Raw genomic sequence first — 22,346 nt, forward strand, 5'->3', positions numbered from 1 at the left:
CTCCACCACGGCAGCAGGATAGCTGTGATGGCTGCCTGACCCACCGTTATCGGAATTGTCTGGATCATTCGGTTTCGCGGGTGGGGTTGGCTGTACCGGAGGCGTGGACGCTGGGGGTTCCGCAGGTTTCGCCGGTTCAGTGGGCTTCACCGGCTCAGTGGGTTTCACTGGTCCAACGGGTTTTACCGGTTTCGAAGGTTTGGAAGGTGGCGTTGTTGGATTTGATGTAGGTTTATCCTCAACTGGTTTCCCCGGGGTTGTATCGACATCACCAGCAGAAGTGGTATCTCCGCTGGTCTCAGGTCCCGACACATCTTCTCCGGTATGAATGCCCCACGTATCTGAATTAGATGCTGGATTTTGGCTGTTGGAATCAGACGATGAATTTTGTGTTTCCGATGTAACCGGAGGCGGGGGCTCCAACTCCTTCAGCCGGATGGAACAACTCACCATACCGACAACTAAAATGAGAAGGGCGACAGCAAGCAAAATTATTATCGTCCTCTTCGACTTTTTACTCATATTCTTTTCCTCCACTTTTATTGTTCAGGTTTGGGCTGTGCCGAATCAGGAGTCTCAGCGGTGGTCCCGGCCGCCGGAGGATAGAGCGCCAACAGCGACTCATCCTGTTTTTTAAGCAGCTCTTCCGCCAGCTTGTCGTTGTTCCTGGTGATGAGCGCCACATGGCAGGTGCCGTCGTTTTCAAGGCCGGTGATAACCTTCGCTTGCTCGGGGCTCGCCAGTACAGTGATAGTAGCGGACTGTTGCTTTTCCTCATCTTCGGTGGGTTTCTGTGTGTTATCCACATTGGCCCCCTTGGAATCGGTAACCGAGAGAACTTTTACAAACTGCAGCTCGGGAACATCCTCTGCCACATCAAGAAAATGATAAATACGAATGATATCGTTCGGCTGCAGCTTATCCGAAAGCCCGCTGGCGAGGGTCTTGACAGTAAGCGAAATCGCCACTTTGCCGGATGGAATGTTACTTAACTGGATGTCGGAAGTGATGGGGGTAAAGCTGACTTTGGAGGCCAGAATATAATCACCCGTCGCCAGGTCGGCTGTGGCATATTTGCCGACGACATCTTCTTTCGCACGGGCAATGTTTGCCGGCAGGTTGTAGCCGCCCACTTCCACCAGTTCCACGTCCTTATCGGTGAGTTGGGCACCCTTGAGTACCGGCTGTGAGATGCGGACAATCTCCGTCTTCCCATTGGTTTTAGAGACTGTCGTTGGAATTGCGATAAACGCAATAGTAGCTGCCAGTACAAGGCTGATGATGCCGAATACAAATCGGTTATTGAGCTTCATATCAGTTTCTCTCCTTCTATTGTTATAAATTTTAAAATGGTAACCACGCAGCAGCCAATGGCCAAAAACGGAACAAAGGGTGAGCTGAAAACGCGGTTCCCGGTGCGGCGCTTTTCAAGCGGGTCAAACAGTATAGCCAGCAGAGCTGCAAAAAACAATGCAAGCAGGATGTTATAGGGACCGTACACAATTCCCAGCATGGCAGTCAACTTGATATCTCCGCCTCCGATTCTTCCGTTTGTTACGATTGCCTCAAACAGAAGCGTCCCGCCGCCGAACAGAATTCCTAAAGCTGGCATAAGCCAGGGAGGCAGGCTCGATTCACCTTCCGCCATAAGGTTTACAGGAAGGGATAACAGCGCGAAAGGCAAAAAATAAGCGAGTGCCAAATCAGGCACTCGCTTATGCTGCATATCATATACGGCAAACGTCACAAGGAATAGAATCAGCAATAGATAATAGATCAGTTCCCATCTATTCACGGCTCGTATACCAATCATCGAACAAACTACCCTGAATGGATACATAGTCACTCAGATTAACCGACAGCATTCCGTTGGGCGTCCATGTATCCCATACCTGTGTGTAGACCGTAAACCGCTTTCCGTCCGGAAACCAGACCGGAAGAAAATGTACGCTGCGGTTGGTGATAGAATATTCATTCGGCTGAAACCGGAATTTCGCGTTACGCCCGCCGGTAGTCTGCTCAAGTACCCGGAGGTATGTCTGGTATTGAAATTCCGGGAAGGTGGAAAAAGCAGTCTGCGTATAGGTATAATGGCTGCTTGGCGCGGAAGTGGACAGAATCGTGGATACCTCTGTTTTGACGCCATACCCGCTCTTCATCGTTTTACCATTGGCGGTAGGCACGACGTCATCCGGCATCAGATTCATTGTTCCGGAAAGGCTGGCGGAATAGCCGGTGTACTCAAATTCCCATTGACCTTCATCCACCCAATGACCAATTTCATTGCCGTTTTCATCTGTTCCGTCGGAGCACCACACCCAATCCGGCTCCCAATAGCAATCCCAGACGCCCCAGTTAGCAGTCGTTTTTTGGTTATTGGACGGGAGTATGGGAACTGTATAACCCGAGTTCGTATCCGATGCCAGCGGATCTGGCGGGATTTTGCCGTTCAGATCCTCGATTTTTGCCTTCAGGGTATCCTCGGCTGTATAGGCTCCGCTGACCGAAACGTCAATGGTGATGGTGGTCGGCGTGGAAGGTGTGTGCCATTTCACCCACACGACCTGGGAATCTCCCGCTGGAATGACGACATTATTGACCGTGTATGTTCGCCCATCGATATGGAACGTAACTGAAGCTGGATTGTCCGGTGTCAAATCCCTGTTGGTACGCAGCGTAACGCTGGTAATGACGTCCGTATTTACACGGTATTCCACATCCGGCGCATTGATATCGCCCTGGACAGGAGTCTCTTCCTTATATTTAACAATTCCAAGGCCAAGTTTATTGATGATCTCTGAATTTGAAACTTTTGAGGATGTAGAACCATCCCATGCCGGAAATCCCAAATCAGGATATTCCAGAAAAATGGACAGCGGGAGGTTTTTATGGGTCAGACTCACCATTTTTGATCTAAGGCCGCCGTTGGCAAGCTGGTCATATAACGCAGCCTCCGTGGCGGTCATGGCATACATTGTCCCATTAAAGTGAAAATAGGCAATTGGTTCAATGAGTAACTTATACTCGCCATTAACCAATGTTTGATAGCTGATACCCGTAGCGTCCGCCACCAGCATTGCAGCATATTCCGAGCAAAAATACTTTTTGATCGCTTCAATATTACTGTTCCCGTCTCCACTGATGATTTCGGGCAGGGTGTGCGCAGGAGCAATACTGACATATTGGGCACCTGATGGGGAGAGGGCTTTTCCGCTTCGATACTGAAGTTTGCTTATTTTCCCAAAATGCGCCGCAGTATGTGATTTATTGCTGAAATCAACAGGTGTAGTAGCAGCGGTGTTGCTGCTGACCCGAATAACAGTAACGCGGACCCCGTCATCCCCGTTATTCCAGTAGCTGCCGGAAGTACCGCCGCCCATGTCTCCGCCTCCTCCATCCATATTGCCGTCGCCGCCATCTGCAAAGGCCGGCTGGCTGCCTATGGAGAGGATCAAAATCAAGCATAGCAATACTGCCCATATTTTTTTCATCTTGCACCTCCAAACAAAAAGACACAGCCCGAAAGCTGTGTCTTTTGATCATCATATTAACTTTTTAATCTCCCATCGTCCCGACTTGCTTGTTGATGTCTCCATCGTTGTCTGCAGGAACACTTTTTCCATCTGGTACAGTGATCCACCCGAAGACAGGATCATATACCTGACCCTTGTCATTCTTGCTGCCGGGAGCAGGAGTACCGGATTTTTGAGACTCTGTTTTGGATTCCTGCTTGGGTGGCGTCACTGACGGATCCTTCTGGACCGGATGGGAGGAGCTGGTCACAATCTCTGTTTTTCCTTCCGGCGCGGGTGGCGCTTCCGGCTTTTCCGGGGTGGGGTTGGTGAAATCCACCACGGTCCGACTTTCATCGTTCTCCACCACCTTGGGATATTCCTCTTTGGAAGAGGTGCCTGTACCGCCGTTCATCCCGCTTCCATTTTCCGGTTCGGACGTGGACGGGTTCTCACTCCAGCTTTCCGCCGGCGTCGGTTTTGAAGAAGATTCAGGGACAAATTCACTTTTTTCATTCCCCTGAAGAGTTAAGCAAGCCACAACAATTCCCAAGCACAAAACGGTGAGAGTGCCTGCTATGAATGGCTTCGATGTTACTATCTTTTTTAGCTTCATAGAATAATCCTCCTTTTATATACTCTATACACAATTTAGAGCGTTTTTTCAACACCGCGTCAGAATTTCGTATTATGGTGGCCGGTCAAGCGTATCTCACGGGTGATAATGGGATACCTGTTACCAAACATTATAACATAAAATTCGGTATCGCAAGTAAAAATATATTCTATTTGGTCATTACCATCCTGCGTAAATTCCAGCCGAATGTTTTTAATGCGATAATCCTCTGTTTCAAGAGGAATTTTTTTTGCGAGACCGTCCTCAACCTTCTGCTCAAGCTGGTGGGTATAGGAACTGCTGGAATAGAGAGTGCTGACATATTCGTCCAAGTCGGTTTCCCGCTGCGAGCGATAAGTATCAGCATAAATGCTGGCAGTCAAATTATTGAGCTCCATCTTGATTCCGTTTCGGATATTGATGCAGTTGATCTGTACCGAGAAAAACAAGAGCAGGAAGGAGACAAGCATGACCAGCGCCAGCATAATAAAGCAGGTGGTAAAAGTCATGTCACCGCGGTCATTTCGTAAATGTTTCATCATACTGTACCGCCTCATTTCCAATACCGCTCGCTTACCCCGGCACCATTAGCGACGACTGTGATATTTACCAAGTGAAAGTTCCAGAATCCGCCGAGTTTCGCTTTGCCGGTGATGGTGATATAGAAGGGCGTGCCAAGTTGGATGGCCTTATCCATACCGGATGGCCGCGGAGAATGGTAACTGGAATCGATATTGTAGGTGATATTGGTGGCTCCTTTGATCTCTCCGCTGAGATATTCAAATAAATCCTCGGTATCCGAGTTGACCCCCCCGGCAAGCTGGATCTGTTTGACCATCTGGTCCGCACATTGGTCGAGTTGCTGCTTGGCGGAGATAATACTGAACAGATTGAGGATAAAAGCTAAAAAGATGACTGCAATAAAAATGTAGACTACTGTGCTAATGTAATTGGCTTCGCCTTTATCTGACTTCAAAATTCGTTTGATACGGCACAAAAACAACTCCTGCCTTTCCGGGAACGCAAAAGCCGCCGATCAGAGATGATCAGCGGCTCTTGGTTTCCATATTTTCAACTGTACTCAGTATAGCAGATCAGGATTTTCGTGTAAATCGCAAAACTCTGCCGTTTTCATTTCTTTTAGCGCCAATGTTGTGCCATTACAGATTTTGTTTGATGATCCGAGTGATGATACCTACAGCTACGCCGTGTTCCTCATCTATGTGGGTAACCACAAAGCTGATGTCGTCTTTTTTTCCAGGCATCCGGTTATCATAGCAGCTGTGTGCAATGGCATTGACGCCGATGGATAGCCGGACAAAGACGGTTCCTTTATGGATGTCCGTAACCTTGCCCGCATACTTACCCTGCACTTTGCACTTGCTGAGGTTTTCCCGGCCGGTATTGCTGGTCACGCTTTTTACATCCGCCTTGACGGAGAGATCCTCCAGCGAATCCCTTTTCACATTCAGGATGCGGACAAGAATCTCATCGCCCACGCTGAACCGTTCATGGGCATCGCCCAGCCAGTCCCAGGACAGATCCCGGGCCATAATGGAGCACTCGACCCCAAAAATCTCAACCCGGATCACCTTGTCAGCTACGGCGATAACGCGGGCCTGTACAATGCGGTTTTCGTAAATACGGTACATGCCGGCAGTGTCAGTCCCCATGAAAAAAATCTGACGCTTTTTCAGCATGGCGTCCCTGCGGCTGGCAACCACACTGCGTGTCTTAGCGTCAATGCCTTTCACCACAAAATCAATTTCGGCGCCAAGCATAGCACCAAGGATCTTGTTCTGCCGAAGCATCATTTCGCCATAGCTCGCAGAATTTTCCTGGGATAAATTGATCATCATCTCCTTCATCGGAATGACAATGCGCATTTCCTTGTAATAAACAATGGCCATGGTCTTACCGGTTTCCAACTGCTCAATTCCGCCCAGCGTGCCGGTCAGTATTTTTCTGGTGCGGTAGGCATTATGGATTTCATGCCAGATCATTTCCTCACGGTCGTCGGGTGTTTCCACCTCAGCGTGGGACTCGATGGTGAGGACCGAAGAATTAGCAACCCGTTTACTGGATTTCCGTATCGAAGAATTGTTCGTGGAAGTTTCGGCACTATCCTTCCCAGGCACAGCCTCAGAATTCTCTGCCACCGAAATGGCATCCGCCTTTTTTCTCCGGGTAGTTCGCCTGGTTTTTGGGGGTTCCGGTTCAGACTGACCTTCAGCAGAAGATCCCGGCGTTTTATCAGGAATTCCTGTCTCCTCGGCGGGGTTCTCCTGGGACTGTTCAGCAAAACCAGAAGATTGCTCATCATCGGGCGGAAGATGATTGCCTGCATCCATCCCTGGCAGAACTTCATTTTCCGGCTGTCGTGAAGGTTCATCCGCATTCGATAGCAGTAATCCTGCAACGGAATCATCCAGTTGTACGGGGGGTTCACCTTGCGGTACCAACACGTCGGCCACATCTTCAGCAGTGTTTTTCATCTCCGAGGATACCTCCTCAGTAGCAGTAAGATTCGGTTCCAACTTTTCAGATTTTTTTGTTTTTGCCATAGCATAATTCCTCCTATTAAAATATTTAATTTAAGACATGATTGAGTCCTTGTCGGTTTGAATAATTGCCGGTTTCCTGTCGGATACATGGGATGGCGATTTCTCATCATCGGTATTGGCTTCCGAAACCGGCGGAGCCTTGGTGCGTCTCGAAGTCGGTCTTTTTTCTGCTCGTTTCGGGGCGCTGAATTCCGGCTCGTCCGCTTTGTCAAACCAATCGGGAATATGGGAAGATGCCTTACTGGAGAATAACTTTTGGGATTCGGGGTGAAGGGAGTAGTCGTATTTGTCTACCTGCAGAACTTTCTGTCCGCGCATGATAACCAGTGCTTTGTTGACCGGCAGACGCAGTACTTCATCCATGGTCATCAGCTTACGCCGTCCAACACCCGAGGTTTCCCGGTATTCGGGAGTATAATCGGAGATGCGCCAAGTCCCGAGCTGTTTGGCCTTGCTGGAAACGTGTACAGACGCTTCGCCCGTCCGCTCACTCACCCAGTCAGCACTCAAAGCATCCGTGCATCCAAGAAAAAGCTGCACATCGCAGTTGCCCAGTATCTCCTGCCATTGATTTAAGGGATATCTGTTTTGGAGGCCCGCCAGGTTCTGGAAGATGCACGACATACTAATATTTCTGGAACGGATGACAGAAATTTTTCTGCTCAGATCCGGAATCACGCCGCAGGCAACCAGTTCTTCGCCTAAGACATGGACCGGTATGGGAAGTTTGCCGTCCGGACAATGCTTATCAGCAAACCGAACGAGCTTGATAAAGCAAAAGGATACAAAAAGAGAAGAAAGAAAGTCGAAGGTGGAATCCTGGTCGGAACTGATGAGATAGTACGCGCATTTTTGCTTGCCGAGTAATTCCAGGTCGATCTCGTCACGGCTGGTGATCATCCGGATCATTTTATTCTGGAACACCTGCAAACGCGACCCCAAGCCGATGATGATTCCGCTTCGCACCGTATCCGAAGCCTGTTTGAAAATACTGTAAGGTGCTTTGGCCGGATGGGTAATCGGCAGCGCGTCAAAAAGGCTGTTCAGTTCGTGCTCCGAGCTTAGGGTCAGAAGCTGGTAGACAGATCCGATGTTTTTGGATTCTGCCGGGTAGCCCTGCTCAACATACAATACCAATGCCTTCAGAAGGTTCATTTCAGAATTGTCCCAGAAATGGTCACCTCTCTCCGAACCGGTGTTTTTTATAATTACATCGCAAAATAACTGCGCCATAAGTTCCTGACCTTCGATTTCAGCCACACAGTTCCATGAGTCGGAGTTTTCAGGGCTGATCAAATTGAATACCTTGACGGTAAAATTTTTCTCGTCGCGCAGATACCCGCTTGTCTTTTCGTAGATCTCGCCCTTGGGATCCAAAATCAGAAGCGATTCTCCGCGCATGGCGCACTGCAGCACCATGTTGACGGCAAATGCACGCGTCTTTTTTGACCCGCTGCTGCCCAAAACGGCGATATTTCGATTCATCATGCTATTTTCAGGCACGCAGACAACTTTTCCGTCGATCTGGCCCAGAATGGTACCATGATGTTTGCGGATGTCGGGTATAAGGTCCAGGACTCCCTTCATCTCATCTTGGGACATGAAGCCCGCGGTACCATAGGTGCCCTTCCGGGAATAGATCAGGTTGCGTTCCCGGTCGTATTCTCCCTTGTCGCCGAATCCCAACTTCATCACCAGTGCAAAGAGCAGGCCAAAGAGCAGCGCGCAAAGAAAAATCCCATACAGATTGTATGGGAAATCAAAAACTGCCTTAAGGCACTCTATTGGAGAAGCAGAAGGAGAAACCGGCGCTGTGCCGTCACCGGGATACCCGCCTCCTTGCTGCCACCGGCTGTAATTGCCGGCAAGTTGGGAGAGGTAACCCCCGCCATAGCTCATGGCCAGCAGGATTGGCAACAGAAGCAAAATCAGCCAAAATCTTTTTTTTTAGTCTTCATGATAAAACCTCCTTTTAAACTTTTTCAGGTCGATTGTTTGGATATTAACCCGGTCCCCGCAGAACCGCTGCAGGGCCTCTTTCTGATAATCGAAGCAGATGAGGGAACCTGTTTTTTCTCGCAGATTCAATGCCGTGGAGAAACGGGTAATACGGGGCATGTCACAAAAGTAAGCAAACAGTACCGGATTTCCATGTTCGTCTATGGCGTCATTTTCAAAGAGCATAGCCGGATTCGGTGGATACAGCCCGCCCATGAGCATCCGGTTAAGCTCATTTGTTTTTTCGGGGTCGCAAAGCAGGCGTAGCAGTACCTCGCCGGCATGGTCGTTGGTGAGAAACAAGACGCTGTCATAGTTTCCGTCCAGCACAAAATAGCTGTGCTTGACACCGCCCGTGCTCGTAAGAAGTTGATAAGCGGTTTCCATACTCTCGCCTAAAACCAGTCCTTTGATGCTCTCAGAGCGATATTGGTGCGGGAGCCGTTGATAGCAGAGTACATGTTTCATCAAAGCCTTAATGCGCATCTCAACTTTATACTCCCATTTCATCAGGGTATCTGCGGTATTGTAAATCACATACACATCCCGGGGCGTCAGCAGAACACCTACCGTCCGGGCTCCCCGGACTTTTTCGGATTCCTCTCCAAATTCCTTAATTTCACGGGAGTTGTAATAAGCCGCCTGTTTGATTGCAGGCAGCTGAACAGGATTGGCACCCTCCGGATAAAAAACATCCGGCTTTTCATCTCGGAAGATCGATACACCGGCATTCTGCATTGTTACAGTGGCTTCGGAGATGCGGTGGAGACGGAGCCTTCGGGGCACCTCACTTTTAATCAGGTTTGTGTTGATGTTGCCGGTCAGGAAAAACGAGAATCGGCTGTGATTATCCGCCAGCAGCAATGCCTTAGCCTTTGCGGTCAGCCTGTGCCCCCGCAGCTTATCCTTATAGCAGGTGCGGAGCAACCGCCTGTCACGCAAAGATGTCAGAAGCTTCTCGCCATAACTTTCACTCCCAATGAGCCTGTGAACCTGACTGGCAGGAAGCTCGCCTGATACCGCTACAAGGCTGAGAAGCAGGTAAGCCTGGGTGTCCTTTTCTATCTCAGCGATAGTCATCACCTCCTTGAAAATTACCATACAGGCTGGAAACCACGGTAAAAAAACCTCGGTGAAAACCGGAAAAAGCCTTGGATCATGGGAGTTTCAACTGCTTTTTGCTTATCGGAAAATTTTCGCTCAAAATCCTCAAAAATCCGATATCTCAAAAGCCCTTTGCTGGCGGCTCAGCAACCATTCCGGAAAACGCTTTTTCTCCATGATGAAAATACGGGTACTGTCGGTTTCATCGAACCCAGTGGTATTATAGGTATCACAGTATCGGCCGCCGTCATCCGTCATGAAAAATGTGGCAATCACGTCCAGCGCCTGCTTTAACTCCATATTGTCGTAATCCCTGACCCGGCGCGAGGGGAGATCCTTGCAGTAGATATTAACAAAACAAACGACACACTCCCTGAATTTCTCTGGAGTGTGCCGGTCAGCATAGTCGCTCAGGGCAAAGTACAGGGGGTCAATGAGAAACTCCGAACTCTGCCACTGTTTGCGTTTGGGCATCAGGCTTGGAAAAGTGATTTCCACGATCCCATCGTTTTCCTCAATGCTGGTACCGTGTATCTGCGCGGCGGATTGCATATACTCCGCTTTTTTGATGCTGGTGGTTGCGTAAAGGAGATGCCGCAGACGGCAGGTGATTCGTTCACCGCGTAAAACGGCATCCATTGCAAGGGTCTCATAGTTCTCCAAATACCGCTGGATGTCCGTCATATTCATGGCATACAGCGCGCTTTGCAGACGGGAAAGATCATCTAAAATCCCGTTGATCCTCTTGAAAATGATTTGTCTTTCCATGGTTTCCTCTTTTCTACTCAAGTTTGTAATAGTGGGTGGCGCCATCCGGATCGACTGTACAGAAGCCGGCGATACCTGAAATATGGATTACTTCAATTTGCTTCGGGCAGTCGACCAGTATAATCCGTCGGGCATCATCTTCCTTGGGAAGGGCGTGGGTTATGAGCACTTCCTGCCCAAAGGCAATACGAACGATTTCATACATTTCTCCATCGCAGAAGAAGCTGATTTTGACCGGGAAATCGCTGGCCGTATGGTATTCCACCCGATCAATGAAGTCCAGCAGCACCCAAAAGGCAGCGATCATGCCCATATCAGGAGCCGCGTCACACTCCGGACTTGCCGAAAGCCGGCTAGCATCAGGATTATAAAAAATCCGCCTCTGTTTAATAAGCACGGACAGCAGGTTTTTAATACTGCTTTCTTTGCCTGGGAAGAGGCGATAGATCTGTTCGCAGGCCAACGTTTTATAGAGCGTGATGACTCTGACAAGTTCCTGTGCCTCCTTGGCATACAGGTCCCCTCTGGTTTTCACAATGGCGGTCCCTCCTTTTAATGCGTATTAACTCCGTATAAAAAACGTAATTCTTTCGGTTATGCGTATTAACTGCGTGTTATATCCGCATTAGACTGCTTGCTGAGCTTTCTTGCGTTCAACCAGTTCCTGCAATTCCCGGCGGTCAGTAGTGATTAATTCCTTCTCCAAGTCGCTTGCCTTAAACTCTACAGTAATATTGTTATTGTTGGTGGAAATCAGACCGTTGCCGCGCTCAAAATGGGTCACCTCCATGACCTCTGCCTCGGAGAGATGCAGAATTTCCTGGACACGCTGGGCCTCCTCATCTTCAAGATTAAGTATGATTTTGGTCTTAGAATTATTGATGATCCCTTTGCCGTACTTGCCGTCATCGAGGGAGAAAAAGTCATTTAAGTCCTGGGTGGCGCAAATAGCGCTGCCACCGTATCCGCGAATGATTTTAAAAATTTCCAATACATATTCAGCGGCGAGTCGGTTGGATGACGCTCCGATTAACTGCCACAATTCATCAAGAAAAATGGCTTTTTCAACCGTGCGGTCTTCTTTTGCTTTATCCCAGACATAGTCAAGCGCCACAAACATGCCCACCGTCAAAAGGTCACCGGTCAGTTCGGAAATATCCAGTACCGTATACTTATTTTCCAGATTGACATTGGTCTGCTGGTTAAACGTACTGGCGGAGCCGTTGACCAGCCGGTTTAGGATGTTGGCGAGGCGCTTGGTATCCGGATTTTTCTTCAGGATTTCATGCAGGTCGCCGAGCACTGGCATCTCACGGTAATATCCCGGGCGCTCAGGGTCTCCCAGACTTTCGTTGTTGTGGGTAATTCCTTTGAGGGCATAGGTCCTGATCATAGAATCATCCAATAATTGCTTTTCCTCATGAGACATATCTGGAATCAACAGGGAGAAAAAGATGTGCAGACGCTGTATTTTGGCCGCCAGCTCCGATTTATCCAGCACAGGGCCGTCCAATAGTTCACTTGTGCTCCGGTCCACGCGGCGGATCTCCATGATATTGATACAGTTTTTAGAAGCAGGTGAAATCTGGATGAATTCGCCGCCAATGTTGACACAGGCCCGATGAAACTCGTGCCCTTTTAACGGTGCGATAATAAAGGTCTGAATGTTTTTTCGCCGCATACGCAGCGCCATCAACTGCAAGGTAAAGGTCTTGCCCGCGCCGCTGGTACCCAGGATCGCCATATTGGCGTTTTTATAGGTTCGGCTGTTGAAAATATCCACAATGATGAGGGAATTGTTATGCTTATTTACCCCCAGCAGAATACCATTGTCATCACATAACTCGAAACTAGTAAATGGATAACAGCTCGCCGCTCCCATTGTCAGCACGTTACGCTTACTTCGTTCATACAGCTTCTTTTCCAGCGAAATCAGGGGCAATGCCGATAAAAAAGCCTGCTCCTCGCGAAAGGAGCAGGTCACTACATCCATATCCTGCGATATCAGCAGCTTTTTCATTTCAGCTTCCCGCCATTCCAACTCTTGCAGCGTATCTGCCGTGATGGTTATAAGTATATTTGCATAGTAAAAATCTTCGTTATTGCTAAGCCCTTCCTTAAGAAAATAACCGCTTCGTATGGCACCGTCCAGATCGTCAAAGTCGGAGTTTGTATCGGAGGTTTCCTTGATTTTGGAACGGTTGATACGAAGCTGCTGGCCAAGTTTTTGTACGATACGTTCTTTCGGCTGGCGCTGCAAGAACAAATCCAGATCGATGCCTTCTCCGGCGTTGACCAGAAGCGACAGCCAGCCGGCACACACCTCAGGCTTGTATCCCGCTGAAGGTACCAGCAGATAGGCTTGGTACACATCATCCACCTGAACATACCGGCCATGCATGAAATTGATTTTTTCCGGAGCAAAAAATTCCGTGACCGGAATATCATCCACGGCTTCCGGCCCTCTAACCGCCACATATTTTCCGATAACCTCACGGACGTGTTCCTGCAGAGATTTTTCAGTGCTGCTGCGGCGATTCAGAAGGCTGTACAGCACATCGGTGGTCGCTTCGTTCTCGTCCTCCCAAGCCAGGACCTCGTTCCCACACTGACGCAGATAATTCGTGGCAGTACGCGCTGCAGTTTGGAGAAAAGAGACTGCCTCGTTCTCATCCTCACCGCGTCGCCCGTTCCATGGTTCGTATTCAAAAACAATAAAAAAGCGACGGGTAATCGCTTCTCTGGAGCCGATTTTCCGAATCAGCTTTGTATAGTCCCGCTGCAGCAGTCTGCACTTTTCATCCGTTTCCTGCTCCATTTCCCGCTCAACTGTTTGCAGATGGCGGTTAATATCGGCACGCTTGGTAATCACTTTGAACTGCATTTTGACCGGACTGATTTTAAGGAAAGAAATAAAGGAGTAAATGATACTGCGCTGCTCTCTGGTACTGCGGAGCAGGAAGTTGATGGGCAACACCTCTACAATTTTCACGTACCGGTGATCTTTTGTGTAGATGACCCCATTTTCAATTTTATTGACCGGAATATACTCAGCCACCGGATTCAAATAACGGTTGGGAATTTCCTTTTTTTCGCCCGCTTTACACTTCCCTGGTGACTTTTCCCGACGGGGTGATTTTTCCTTGACCTCATCAAATTCAGCGGGAAAATCCTCTTTCTTTGCTCTTCTTTCTTTGGCCGGCCTTCGCTTTTTTTTCGGTGCGGCCTGTTCTTCCTGCACCGTTTCTTCTTTAACCCCCACGACACGCCGGTTTTTCAGATATTTCAGAAGGATGAAAGCAAAAGAGGAAAGGCTTTCACCTGATATGCCGATCAAGGCCAACAGGGCCAGTGGCAGTGAGGTAAGACAGAGAATAATAATCCGGGTTGTCAGAGGCAGCCCTAGATGGAAAACCGGAATGCCCACCACAATGGCAAGCACAGCGGCTTCGATTGCGTTCCTCACTTTGAACATCCCACCGAAAAGAGTACCATTCTCGATAAAGTTTGGCGGGATGATATAAGTATCTCGTTCATCTTGTTTATCGCTCATGTTCGACCTCGTTTCCATGTTGGGATCAGCCAATAATCCAGAAAGGACCTCCTGCCCCCGCCCGTTTACTTGCTTCATCAAGAATGATGGACAGATCCCATTCCTTCTGACTGCGCGTATAGCTGGCAGGGTCGGCGATCAAAATCTTGCCTCCCGATGTTACGCCGCGGAGAACCATAAAGTGACCGGAACTGGTGAAATGGCCTTTTGACATGATCGCCACCACCAGCTTTCCGGAGCTGAGCGCATCCACAATCCGTTGCGGTTCTGAAGCGGTGCATCCTTCCACCGAAAGATGCCATGCTTTTGCTGCTCCCGGAATCAGCGAATGATAGGAACCACTGTTTTTGCACCAATAGCCGTTTTTGTACGCCCATTCCGCCATTTGGATGGGATCCACCGTTTTGCCGGTGAGGGTTGAAACGACAATGGCCATGGATGTTGGGCCGCAGGCATAACCGCCGATGTTGTCGGTCCCATATGGCTTATCCGCAAACCGTTCGTCTAGTTGATTAAAGTAAACGACAGGCGTGGAGCCATCGGCGAAGGTCACGCCCTCATAGGAAGGACCCGGGATATATTCATCGTCATCCAGTCCCTGAAACAGTCCATCTCCCAGAAACACACTCAGGTTGTGTGCGTAATCATTGGAAAGAGCCTTCTGTTCATCCGAAAGGTGGAAAATGTTATCAGCAAAGTAAGCCTCGCCATTGTAGACAATGGTATAGATCATCCACAACTCGGTTGTGGTGGTTTTCTCACCGGTATCCGGATCGACAGAAGAGGATTTCCGTTCCTCCTCCGCCCGGGTGAAGCTGTATAAATGCTGCTTGCCGCTTCGCAGAATCTGTTCCATGTCAGAGACAGTAAGGCTCTGGTAATCTCGGCCCTTGGCGGCACAATACTGTGCAATGAAAAGGTTGGCGTTATAAACCGGGGAAGAGGCGTAAGGGTTGACGACTTCCTTTTGATCACCCCCGGAAGCCGAGAAATCCGCATTAATACGGGCCAGCACATCGTCCAGCCCTTCTCCCAAAATGCCGTTTATGGCAAAGGAAATAGTGTTGACGTTCTCAGTGATAGCGGCGTCATTATTGAGAATTGGCGGCTGGCTGGGGTCCGCAGAACCGTCGGAACCAAACCCTCCGAAAATCAGTCCGGGAAGCATCAATATAAAAAGAACCGGCAACAGCAAGAGAAACGCCGCTGCCAGTACAATCTTTATCACAGTTTTCCGGTTGGACCACAACGCTCCGGCAACTGCTCCATAAGGTCCGCCGGCAGCCGCACCCTTCGCAATGCCGGCGATAGCCTTACCGGTTTTTGCAGCGCCCCGGATGGTCTGGGCCGCGTTTGCGCCTTTTTCCAAAACCTCGGACGCGCTGTTTCTGTTTTCATCTGCCATCAGACTTTATCCTTTCTGTGGGGCATACGGGGGAGCTTCTGCACGATGCTTTCGTTATAGGCGATTTTGCCGTCCGGAGCCATGTACGGTGTTTTTTCAACAGTATCAGCGGCGTATTGTTTGTACCACTTGGAACCGTCCACCGCCTTTACGGTGCTGTAGTCTCCCTCCGGAGCCATGTACTGGTCGGCGTTATACATTCCAAACTCAATCCCATTTGGATTCTCGACGGTGGTTTCTACCCCGGAAATGCGGCCGCCGCCGATCTCGACCGCAGAAAAAGAAGGAGCGTCGGCCTGCCCGGTATGCCCCATGTAAGAATGGAACGCCTTTACCGCGGTTTCACCGGTCATTGTTCCGGTGGTGTTCACGTTGCCTCTGGCTATAGAGCCAATAACGTTATTTGCAAAATCGCCACCCTTTTCCATAGATGAGTTGAACATCCTGCCGCCCAGCCCGCCGCTGCTTTGACCCGTAGCCTGTTTCACTGCACTGCTGCCAAACTGCCTGCTGACGACACCGGCAAGGCCTCCGCTCATGGCGCCCATTGCTCCGGCCATACCCGCCATTCCGGCCGCACCTTTTGCTCCGGCGGAGCCTGCCGTACCTGGAGCTCCGCGGACTCCCCGTCCGGTAAAAGCGCTTCCAAAATTCTTCACGGCGGTGAATCCTCTGGCGGCTATCATGGCTTCAGCGATCATGGAGCCGCCCGTATGCCCGACGTTGATGCCGAGACTTGACATAAAGCTGTCGATTTTCTGGCTGACCTTCAGAAAAGCTACCGCACACAAAAACCAGATAAAAACATTGCCGGCCACCGCTTCCTTACCTGCGCTGTCCACCGCTGACTGTGCGTCACTTTCGGAAAATGCAAATGCAGTAGTGGAAAAGCAGCAGAACAGGGCGGTCATGACAACCAGCAGCATAATTATTCTTTTATATTTCCTCATAAGAGCGCCCTCCTTAAAGCGATAACGGATTGGCAATAAAATTGCCGACCATACTGGTAAACAGGCGTAGGCACCAGGCGTTCATGATGAGTAAAAACACCTGTCCGCCGAACATTCGACACCAGCTCTTGAAGATGTTGCTTGTGGTCTGTGATGCCCCCATGGAAAAGGCAACCGGGGCCGTGTAGACCAAAACGCCAAGCAATATATACCGTTCCGCCGCCTCGAAAAGCAGCTTGACGTAATTCCACGCAAGAATCAGAACCAGTATCAGTGCTATGAGGGCGACCCCACCATTTGCACATACTCCTATAATGACGAGCATTACGGAGTTAAAATCTGAAAAGCTCAGCGGCGGAAGGTCGGCGGTCAAGATCCACTTGTAGGGTGTACCGCCGATGGTCAGTACTGTATTTACAATCTGGTCGGAAAAGTACGCCAACAAAATGAACAGAACTGATCGAAAGCTTAACTTCACCGGATCCTCTGCCTCAATACCTGCACCAAGGCCAAAGTTTTTGAAAAGTTGCCAGATCCAGTTCAGCAGGATAATACCGATTCCCAAGGCTACAAAAACCTTATACATCGTTTCGGCAGCGGGAAAATAGCGTAGAAATGTATCCATATTGCATCCCAAAGCTCCCAGGACCGAAGTTGTAATCAGATCGAGTCCGTACATTACCTGCTCAGCAATCCAGGATACAATTCCGTCTAAAATGCCCATTTCATCACTCCTTTCGTTGTGCGGCATGATAGATGACTGTTAAATCCGCTGCGGTGTCAGCCATTCCACTTGCCGTCCGCAAAAAATGGGGTGACGTAGGACATAATGAAGCCCAGACCGTTTAAAATGGCCCATGTGATACAGATTCGTTTGAGCCATGCCCGGCTTTCATCCACCGTCTTGCCGCTTCTGGAAAAGTTCATCAGCAAAAGTGCCACGGATGCGGTGACGATAGCCGCAATGGTGGAAATGAGGAGAATCTGGTTGTATACGTCCTTCATGATTTCAGTAGCTTTTGTCCAGACGTCTGTCGCCGCAAAGGCTGGCTGATACAGCATGGCGGACATACTCAGCGTCAAAAAGACTGTGTAAAGAAGCCTGCCGTAATTTACAGTCCGTTTTGACACAGGCTGCGGGGAACGAATTGTTTTTTTCAAGGTTTCATACCTCCCATGATTTTTTGTCTTATCCGAAAACACAAAAGCAGCACCCGCAAATTCTTGCTGAGTGCTGCTTTTGAAGCGGTAAAAATACCGCTGGGCAATAAAAAAACACCTCCATCAAAAGGTGTCTTTACTCCCGTATTCGGTTTTGGATAAATCTTTGAGCATGTTCAGTATAGCATGTGGGGATTTACATGTAAATCGCAAAACTCTGCCACTTTCATTTCTTTTCACGCCATTTTACTGCCGTCCGGATTGTCGGGGAAAAACTTCTCCAAAACCTCCACGCAGTCTTTCGAAGTATAACCCCAGAGCACCGAACTCAAAGCCTCAATAGCCTCCTGCCGCTTACGGTAGTATGTCCTGAATGAGATGTTCCGGATGTGTGGCTGGAGTTTTTCGATGATTTCCTCCACATTGCGGAGCTGTTGAGGGGAAAGAAAAGTATAATAGAGGATCCAGTAATAGCTTTCACCATGCTTGTGCTTGCTGCGGAGCAATTCGACTGCGTTTTCCATAAGCTTCAGCATCTTATGACTGCGCTCGATACATTTAGCATGGTACTCAAGGCTGCTGCCGGACAGATCGGCGCCGGCAAGATAAATGGAATCCAGGAAGTCCTCAATGCTGTTGCCATACTCAATTTCAAAATTATTGCGTACCTGCTGGACGGAAAGCTCCAGGCTCCATACCACATCCCGATATTTTTTAAGTAATTTCCATGTATCATGAAATAACGGATTCTCTGTCACATCCGGTATATCATTCTGCATTTTTGCGTTCTTGTTATCTTTCATGATGAAATTCTCCTTAAAGCTTTATACTTTTGTTACAGGGTAAAGCCGAAGATCAAAACGATACAGTTCGGTTTCCCCACAGACAATGGTTAAAATGTAGTCTCTTAAACCTTCCCTGCAGTCGGGAGATAAGGGATATAACTTGTATTTAGATTTGGGACAATCGCAGCAGGCAAGTCCGCCTGCTGAAAGGATTTGCGCCACTTTTCCAATGATTTGGCGAAGGTGCGTTTTTGAAACGCTAATATCTTTTACTGAAACGCAAAACTGTTCCTCCGTGATGGCAGTTTCCGGTTCTGATTCAGCATCATCCGGAACAGAAATCTTGATGTTGAGCGACATGGCGACCTCCTCCTTATCGATCATTACATCGGAAATCTGAAACATGGTAGACAGGTAGTTATTTAAGTAGATAACGCTGCCATGCCGGCCGGGAAAGGACAGCAGAGAGAGATAGCCCTGCCGAACAAGCTTTTTGAGCATCCGGCCTGTCGTGGCCTTGGACATTCCCCAGCGCCGGGCAAGCTCGGCATAGCCGATGAGTGGTGAACCTGTGCCGTTGCGAAAATAGGCAACCGGCCCTGCGTCAGAGCCCTGCACTTGTTCGTCGTTATAGATGGCGTGCATCCACAAATCCAGCAAGATATCCATCTGTGAACACTTTCCGATGCTGATCAGCTCGGTCACCTTTGAAATTGGGAAGAAGAAAAACCCCACATCTTTCTGACATGGGGCATTGTAGTCGAGGACAGTATTTTGCTTTCTCCATCCCAGTATCTTAAATTTGATCACTTGTCCGCGACCGATTGTTGAATAGTCAATATGGTGTTGTTCCTGCAGCAAGTCCAAAATCTCAAACACTCGATATTGGTGTCGTGTTCGGAACCAGCCAGCCAGCTCAGATAATCGGCAGACCCATTCTCCCGGGTAGACCGTATAGCTTAGCCCGTCTATTTTCCGGTATGAGGTCCTGAAGTTTGCGTAAGAGCAAAGGACCACAAAATAAAAAAGACCGGAGCAGCCGCTTGCGCGAATGCTCCGGTCTGCAATCAGGGTTTGAATAAATTGTCGGTAGATCCGGCATCGTGGATAATCCACGATTTGCTTTAATTCTAATTGATAGTTAGACATTGAGTTCTCCTTTCAATTGTGAGAATCTGAGAAAGAAAAAAAGAAGCCCATCTGATAATGTAATCAGCCGCGCTCATTTCTTAGAAGCAAAGCACTGTAAAAAAAAAGACCGGAGCAGCCGCTTGCGCGAATGCTCCGGTCATCTATAAGGGTTTGTATAAATTGCCGGTATATCCGGCATCGTGGGTAATCCACGATATGTTTGAGTTCAAGTCGATACTCTGACATAAGAATCCTCCTGTTCAAAAAAACACGGCATGAAAATCAGGGAGTTCTTCGTAAGGCATATTACCTCAATGAAATATTTTCCCAATTTCATGCCGTAAAAAACTATGAAAGGAGATAACGCAGAAACAATGCTTTTGCCCAAAGATGTGTTTTTTGTGGAGCTTGAAACCTGAAGATGTTTTTATCGGGCTATTAAAAACCCGAAGGAATAAATCTTTTACTATCACAGCGAAATTATTTATTGCTCTTGAAAGATTCCTGTCTTTGACACCAACCTTTGACACCAACCGCTGTGATATTCCATGTTATTATATAAGCTGGCGTGAGAAATGAAAATCATTAAAACCCTTGAAAATAGGGACTCCGTCGGATGATGTTAAACAGCAATGGATACTGTAAGACACAAGATCAGATTCTCATAACCCGAAGGTCGTAGGTTCAAATCCTGCCTCCGCAACCATGCCGAGTGTTCTTATAGTATTTGAAAGTGCTGTAAGAACACTCGGCTTTTTATATGCTTATCCTGCCATTTGCGCTTGGGAGTAGCTTACGGCTACTCCTTTTCTTGTCTGTATCAGAACATCCGGTTCCTGTAGAGATGAAACATCCGGTATTTCAATGGAGCCGATACAATTATAATGAATAGTCAGCTTCTGGACGTATACGCCGTTTACCTTCTCAGCCTGATGGACTTCAATGTGATCGATCAGTTCGTTCAGCATACGCGGTGTGAGCTTTCTGGCTCTGGTATATTTACGCACAGTGGCAATGAACATATCCGTGCCCACAGATTGACGGCTTTCTTTATCAAGCTCGGCCCTCAGCGTTTTTATCCGCCCTGCTAATCCGCTCTGCTCATCTTCATACTGCTTGGTCATTTTTGAAAACCGCTCGTCGGAAATTTTCCCGGCCACATTGTCCTCATACATTCGATCAAACAGTCGGTCAATCTCTTTATCGCGGGCCAACAGAGCATTGTATCCTTTTTGCTTTTTCTGCCGCTCAAGTTCCACCGTTTGCTGAGAATGTCCCATAACCGCTTTGACAAATTCATCTTCATACTTGCTCGCAAATTTTGTGAGCCTGTGGATTTCTCCCAGTACGACCTGTTCCAGAAAGTCGACACGGATATAATGGGTAGAAGCACAAGTACCCCGATTACCTTTGTAATTGGAACAGTTGAAATACTTGATGTCCGGGTTGCCCTGATTGAAGTGGTAATGCAGATTGTGACCGCAGTCGGCACAGACAAGCAAGCCGGAAAACATATTGGTTTCTCCCTCATTGGTTTTCCGCTTACGGATTTTGCCGCGCTTCTGCTGTACTTTTTCCCATGAAGCGCGGTCAATGACCGGATCATGCACATCCTTAAAGATAACCCAATTGTCACGGTCGTTCTCAATTCGCTTCTTATTCTTGTAGGATTTGCTGTACGTCTTGAAATTGAGAACGTCCCCGCAATACTCCTGTAAGGAAAGAATCTTCGTGATAGTTGAACTGTTCCATTTCGTGGGCGGTGCGTCTTTATGCTTGCCAGGGCGGTTGACACCTCGTGTTTGCCAATAAGATATTGGAGTCAGGATGCTATCCTTTTCCAGTGCGGCGGCGATCTGCTCCGGCCCAGAGCCGTCCAGCGTCATCTGATAAATCCGGCGAACAACGATAGCGGCTTCCTCATCCACAATCCAGCGTTTTGAATTGTCCGGGTCCTTGATGTAACCGTAAGGAGGCTGTCCCATCGGTTCCCCGGCATTTCCTTTGATCTTATTGCTGATACGTCGTTTTTTGCTGATATCACGGGCATACCACTCGTTGAACAGATTGCGGATCGGTGTTAGCTCATTTTCTCCCTCGGCGGTATCCACATTGTCGGAAACCGCGACAAGCCTGATGTCGTGATCGGGGAGGAATTCCTCCGTGAGTTTTCCAACCTCTATGTAGTTTCTACCCAAGCGCGACATATCCTTTACGAAAACAGCCGCCGCGTGGCCTTCCTCAAGCTCTTGAATCATCGCAACAAAACCGGGCCGCTCCATTGTGACACCGGAAATGCCATCGTCCGAGAAGTGGACAAGGTTGGTATATCCTTTTTCTTTGGCAACCTTGATTAAAAGTTTTTTCTGATTGCTTATGCTATAGCTTTCACCCTCAAGATTGTCATCGCGTGACAGCCGCTCATAAAGAAAGGCTGTGTCTTCCCGGTTTTTTCTCCTATTTGACCGTTTCATAAATCCCCCTTTCCGGCAGTCAAATAAGCAGTATTTACAGGGTAAGGTATACCATATTGACCGCCGATTGTCACGCTTGCCGCATTGGCACTTATCATCAAAGCCGATCTGCGTCGGCCCTCATTAGTCGTATTAAAATAGTTCCCAGCGTGTCATGCCCTTCTGTTTGAAAAACAGGCTCGACAACGAAAGTCTTGCCGTCCACCTCATAGGTAGATGTTTTATCTAAACGATTGCGCCCGGAAACGCCGGGCGGTATATTGCTGTTGCAGGCAGCAGACTTCATGTTTTTCATCGTTATAGCCTCCGTATAAATAAAAACAGC

The 22,346-nt window shown here is 48.6% G+C and carries 20 protein-coding genes; all 20 read right to left on the reverse strand.

The genetic code is table 11. From position 1 onward, the window contains the following. Nucleotides 1-539: 539 nt before the first annotated feature. Complete coding sequence (gene cpaB, locus VA597_RS04625; RefSeq protein WP_326975347.1) at nt 540-1,313, reverse strand: Flp pilus assembly protein CpaB; 774 nt, start codon at nt 1,311-1,313, stop codon at nt 540-542. Beyond that, complete coding sequence (locus VA597_RS04630) at nt 1,310-1,840, reverse strand: A24 family peptidase (protein ID WP_326975348.1); 531 nt, start codon at nt 1,838-1,840, stop codon at nt 1,310-1,312. The genes cpaB and VA597_RS04630 overlap by 4 nt, the downstream gene beginning before the upstream one ends. Beyond that, nucleotides 1,788-3,491 carry a hypothetical protein gene (locus tag VA597_RS04635; protein ID WP_326975349.1) on the reverse strand — a complete coding sequence of 568 codons (1,704 nt, stop codon included), beginning with the start codon at nt 3,489-3,491 and terminating at the stop codon, nt 1,788-1,790. Before VA597_RS04635 ends, VA597_RS04630 begins: the two co-directional genes overlap by 53 nt. A gap of 64 nt (nt 3,492-3,555) precedes the next feature. Beyond that, nucleotides 3,556-4,128 (reverse strand): DUF6550 family protein, encoded by a 573-nt coding sequence (locus tag VA597_RS04640; protein WP_326975350.1) that lies wholly within the window; start codon nt 4,126-4,128, stop codon nt 3,556-3,558. Between the two features lie 59 nt (nt 4,129-4,187). Beyond that, nucleotides 4,188-4,670, reverse strand: coding sequence for a hypothetical protein (locus VA597_RS04645; RefSeq protein ID WP_326975351.1), 483 nt, complete (start codon nt 4,668-4,670; stop codon nt 4,188-4,190). 11 nt (nt 4,671-4,681) lie between these two features. After that, nucleotides 4,682-5,104, reverse strand: coding sequence for a DUF4320 family protein (locus VA597_RS04650; RefSeq protein WP_326975352.1), 423 nt, complete (start codon nt 5,102-5,104; stop codon nt 4,682-4,684). A gap of 184 nt (nt 5,105-5,288) precedes the next feature. Then, on the reverse strand, nt 5,289-6,692 hold the full coding sequence (locus tag VA597_RS04655) for a S1 RNA-binding domain-containing protein (RefSeq protein ID WP_326975353.1): 1,404 nt from the start codon (nt 6,690-6,692) through the stop codon (nt 5,289-5,291). Nucleotides 6,693-6,722: 30 nt separating this feature from the next. After that, on the reverse strand, nt 6,723-8,609 hold the full coding sequence (locus VA597_RS04660) for a VirD4-like conjugal transfer protein, CD1115 family (protein ID WP_442872790.1): 1,887 nt from the start codon (nt 8,607-8,609) through the stop codon (nt 6,723-6,725). A gap of 30 nt (nt 8,610-8,639) precedes the next feature. Continuing rightward, nucleotides 8,640-9,770 carry a hypothetical protein gene (locus VA597_RS04665; RefSeq protein WP_326975354.1) on the reverse strand — a complete coding sequence of 377 codons (1,131 nt, stop codon included), beginning with the start codon at nt 9,768-9,770 and terminating at the stop codon, nt 8,640-8,642. Between the two features lie 129 nt (nt 9,771-9,899). Continuing rightward, on the reverse strand, nt 9,900-10,562 hold the full coding sequence (locus tag VA597_RS04670) for a DUF6100 family protein (protein ID WP_326975355.1): 663 nt from the start codon (nt 10,560-10,562) through the stop codon (nt 9,900-9,902). Nucleotides 10,563-10,575: 13 nt separating this feature from the next. Continuing rightward, nucleotides 10,576-11,097, reverse strand: coding sequence for a DUF5697 family protein (locus tag VA597_RS04675; protein WP_326975356.1), 522 nt, complete (start codon nt 11,095-11,097; stop codon nt 10,576-10,578). Between the two features lie 90 nt (nt 11,098-11,187). Continuing rightward, entirely contained in the window at nt 11,188-14,115 is a 2,928-nt protein-coding gene (locus tag VA597_RS04680; protein WP_326975357.1) for a VirB4 family type IV secretion system protein, read from the reverse strand. Nucleotides 14,116-14,140: 25 nt separating this feature from the next. Further along, nucleotides 14,141-15,520, reverse strand: a complete 1,380-nt coding sequence (locus VA597_RS04685; protein WP_326975358.1) for a C39 family peptidase — start codon at nt 15,518-15,520, stop codon at nt 14,141-14,143. Next, nucleotides 15,520-16,470 (reverse strand): hypothetical protein, encoded by a 951-nt coding sequence (locus VA597_RS04690; protein ID WP_326975359.1) that lies wholly within the window; start codon nt 16,468-16,470, stop codon nt 15,520-15,522. Before VA597_RS04690 ends, VA597_RS04685 begins: the two co-directional genes overlap by 1 nt. Before the next feature lie 13 nt (nt 16,471-16,483). Next, complete coding sequence (locus VA597_RS04695) at nt 16,484-17,194, reverse strand: hypothetical protein (RefSeq protein ID WP_326975360.1); 711 nt, start codon at nt 17,192-17,194, stop codon at nt 16,484-16,486. A gap of 56 nt (nt 17,195-17,250) precedes the next feature. Beyond that, the gene (locus tag VA597_RS04700) at nt 17,251-17,631 is read right to left on the reverse strand and encodes a fimbrial protein (RefSeq protein ID WP_442872791.1); all 381 of its coding nucleotides are present in this window, start codon (nt 17,629-17,631) and stop codon (nt 17,251-17,253) included. Between the two features lie 236 nt (nt 17,632-17,867). After that, the gene (locus tag VA597_RS04705) at nt 17,868-18,434 is read right to left on the reverse strand and encodes a hypothetical protein (protein ID WP_442872792.1); all 567 of its coding nucleotides are present in this window, start codon (nt 18,432-18,434) and stop codon (nt 17,868-17,870) included. 21 nt (nt 18,435-18,455) lie between these two features. Further along, nucleotides 18,456-19,565 (reverse strand): MarR family transcriptional regulator, encoded by a 1,110-nt coding sequence (locus VA597_RS04710; RefSeq protein ID WP_326975361.1) that lies wholly within the window; start codon nt 19,563-19,565, stop codon nt 18,456-18,458. Between the two features lie 746 nt (nt 19,566-20,311). Next, the gene (locus VA597_RS04720) at nt 20,312-22,021 is read right to left on the reverse strand and encodes a recombinase family protein (RefSeq protein WP_326975362.1); all 1,710 of its coding nucleotides are present in this window, start codon (nt 22,019-22,021) and stop codon (nt 20,312-20,314) included. A gap of 97 nt (nt 22,022-22,118) precedes the next feature. Then, complete coding sequence (locus tag VA597_RS04725) at nt 22,119-22,316, reverse strand: hypothetical protein (protein ID WP_326975363.1); 198 nt, start codon at nt 22,314-22,316, stop codon at nt 22,119-22,121. Between the last annotated feature and the right edge of the window lie 30 nt (nt 22,317-22,346).

It is taken from the genome of Caproicibacter sp. BJN0012, assembly GCF_035986805.1.
Lineage (GTDB): Bacteria > Bacillota > Clostridia > Oscillospirales > Acutalibacteraceae > Caproicibacter.

Excerpts from the sequence above, each read along its gene's own strand:
- cpaB (WP_326975347.1), bottom strand. The coding sequence starts at position 1,313 with ATGAAGCTCAATAACCGATTTGTATTCGGCATCATCAGCCTTGTACTG.
- VA597_RS04630 (WP_326975348.1), bottom strand. The coding sequence starts at position 1,840 with ATGTATCCATTCAGGGTAGTTTGTTCGATGATTGGTATACGAGCCGTG.
- VA597_RS04635 (WP_326975349.1), bottom strand. The coding sequence starts at position 3,491 with ATGAAAAAAATATGGGCAGTATTGCTATGCTTGATTTTGATCCTCTCC.
- VA597_RS04640 (WP_326975350.1), bottom strand. The coding sequence starts at position 4,128 with ATGAAGCTAAAAAAGATAGTAACATCGAAGCCATTCATAGCAGGCACT.
- VA597_RS04645 (WP_326975351.1), bottom strand. The coding sequence starts at position 4,670 with ATGATGAAACATTTACGAAATGACCGCGGTGACATGACTTTTACCACC.
- VA597_RS04655 (WP_326975353.1), bottom strand. The coding sequence starts at position 6,692 with ATGGCAAAAACAAAAAAATCTGAAAAGTTGGAACCGAATCTTACTGCT.
- VA597_RS04665 (WP_326975354.1), bottom strand. The coding sequence starts at position 9,770 with ATGACTATCGCTGAGATAGAAAAGGACACCCAGGCTTACCTGCTTCTC.
- VA597_RS04670 (WP_326975355.1), bottom strand. The coding sequence starts at position 10,562 with ATGGAAAGACAAATCATTTTCAAGAGGATCAACGGGATTTTAGATGAT.
- VA597_RS04680 (WP_326975357.1), bottom strand. The coding sequence starts at position 14,115 with ATGAGCGATAAACAAGATGAACGAGATACTTATATCATCCCGCCAAAC.
- VA597_RS04685 (WP_326975358.1), bottom strand. The coding sequence starts at position 15,520 with ATGGCAGATGAAAACAGAAACAGCGCGTCCGAGGTTTTGGAAAAAGGC.
- VA597_RS04690 (WP_326975359.1), bottom strand. The coding sequence starts at position 16,470 with ATGAGGAAATATAAAAGAATAATTATGCTGCTGGTTGTCATGACCGCC.
- VA597_RS04695 (WP_326975360.1), bottom strand. The coding sequence starts at position 17,194 with ATGGGCATTTTAGACGGAATTGTATCCTGGATTGCTGAGCAGGTAATG.
- VA597_RS04705 (WP_442872792.1), bottom strand. The coding sequence starts at position 18,434 with ATGAAAGATAACAAGAACGCAAAAATGCAGAATGATATACCGGATGTG.
- VA597_RS04710 (WP_326975361.1), bottom strand. The coding sequence starts at position 19,565 with ATGTCTAACTATCAATTAGAATTAAAGCAAATCGTGGATTATCCACGA.
- VA597_RS04720 (WP_326975362.1), bottom strand. The coding sequence starts at position 22,021 with ATGAAACGGTCAAATAGGAGAAAAAACCGGGAAGACACAGCCTTTCTT.
- VA597_RS04725 (WP_326975363.1), bottom strand. The coding sequence starts at position 22,316 with ATGAAAAACATGAAGTCTGCTGCCTGCAACAGCAATATACCGCCCGGC.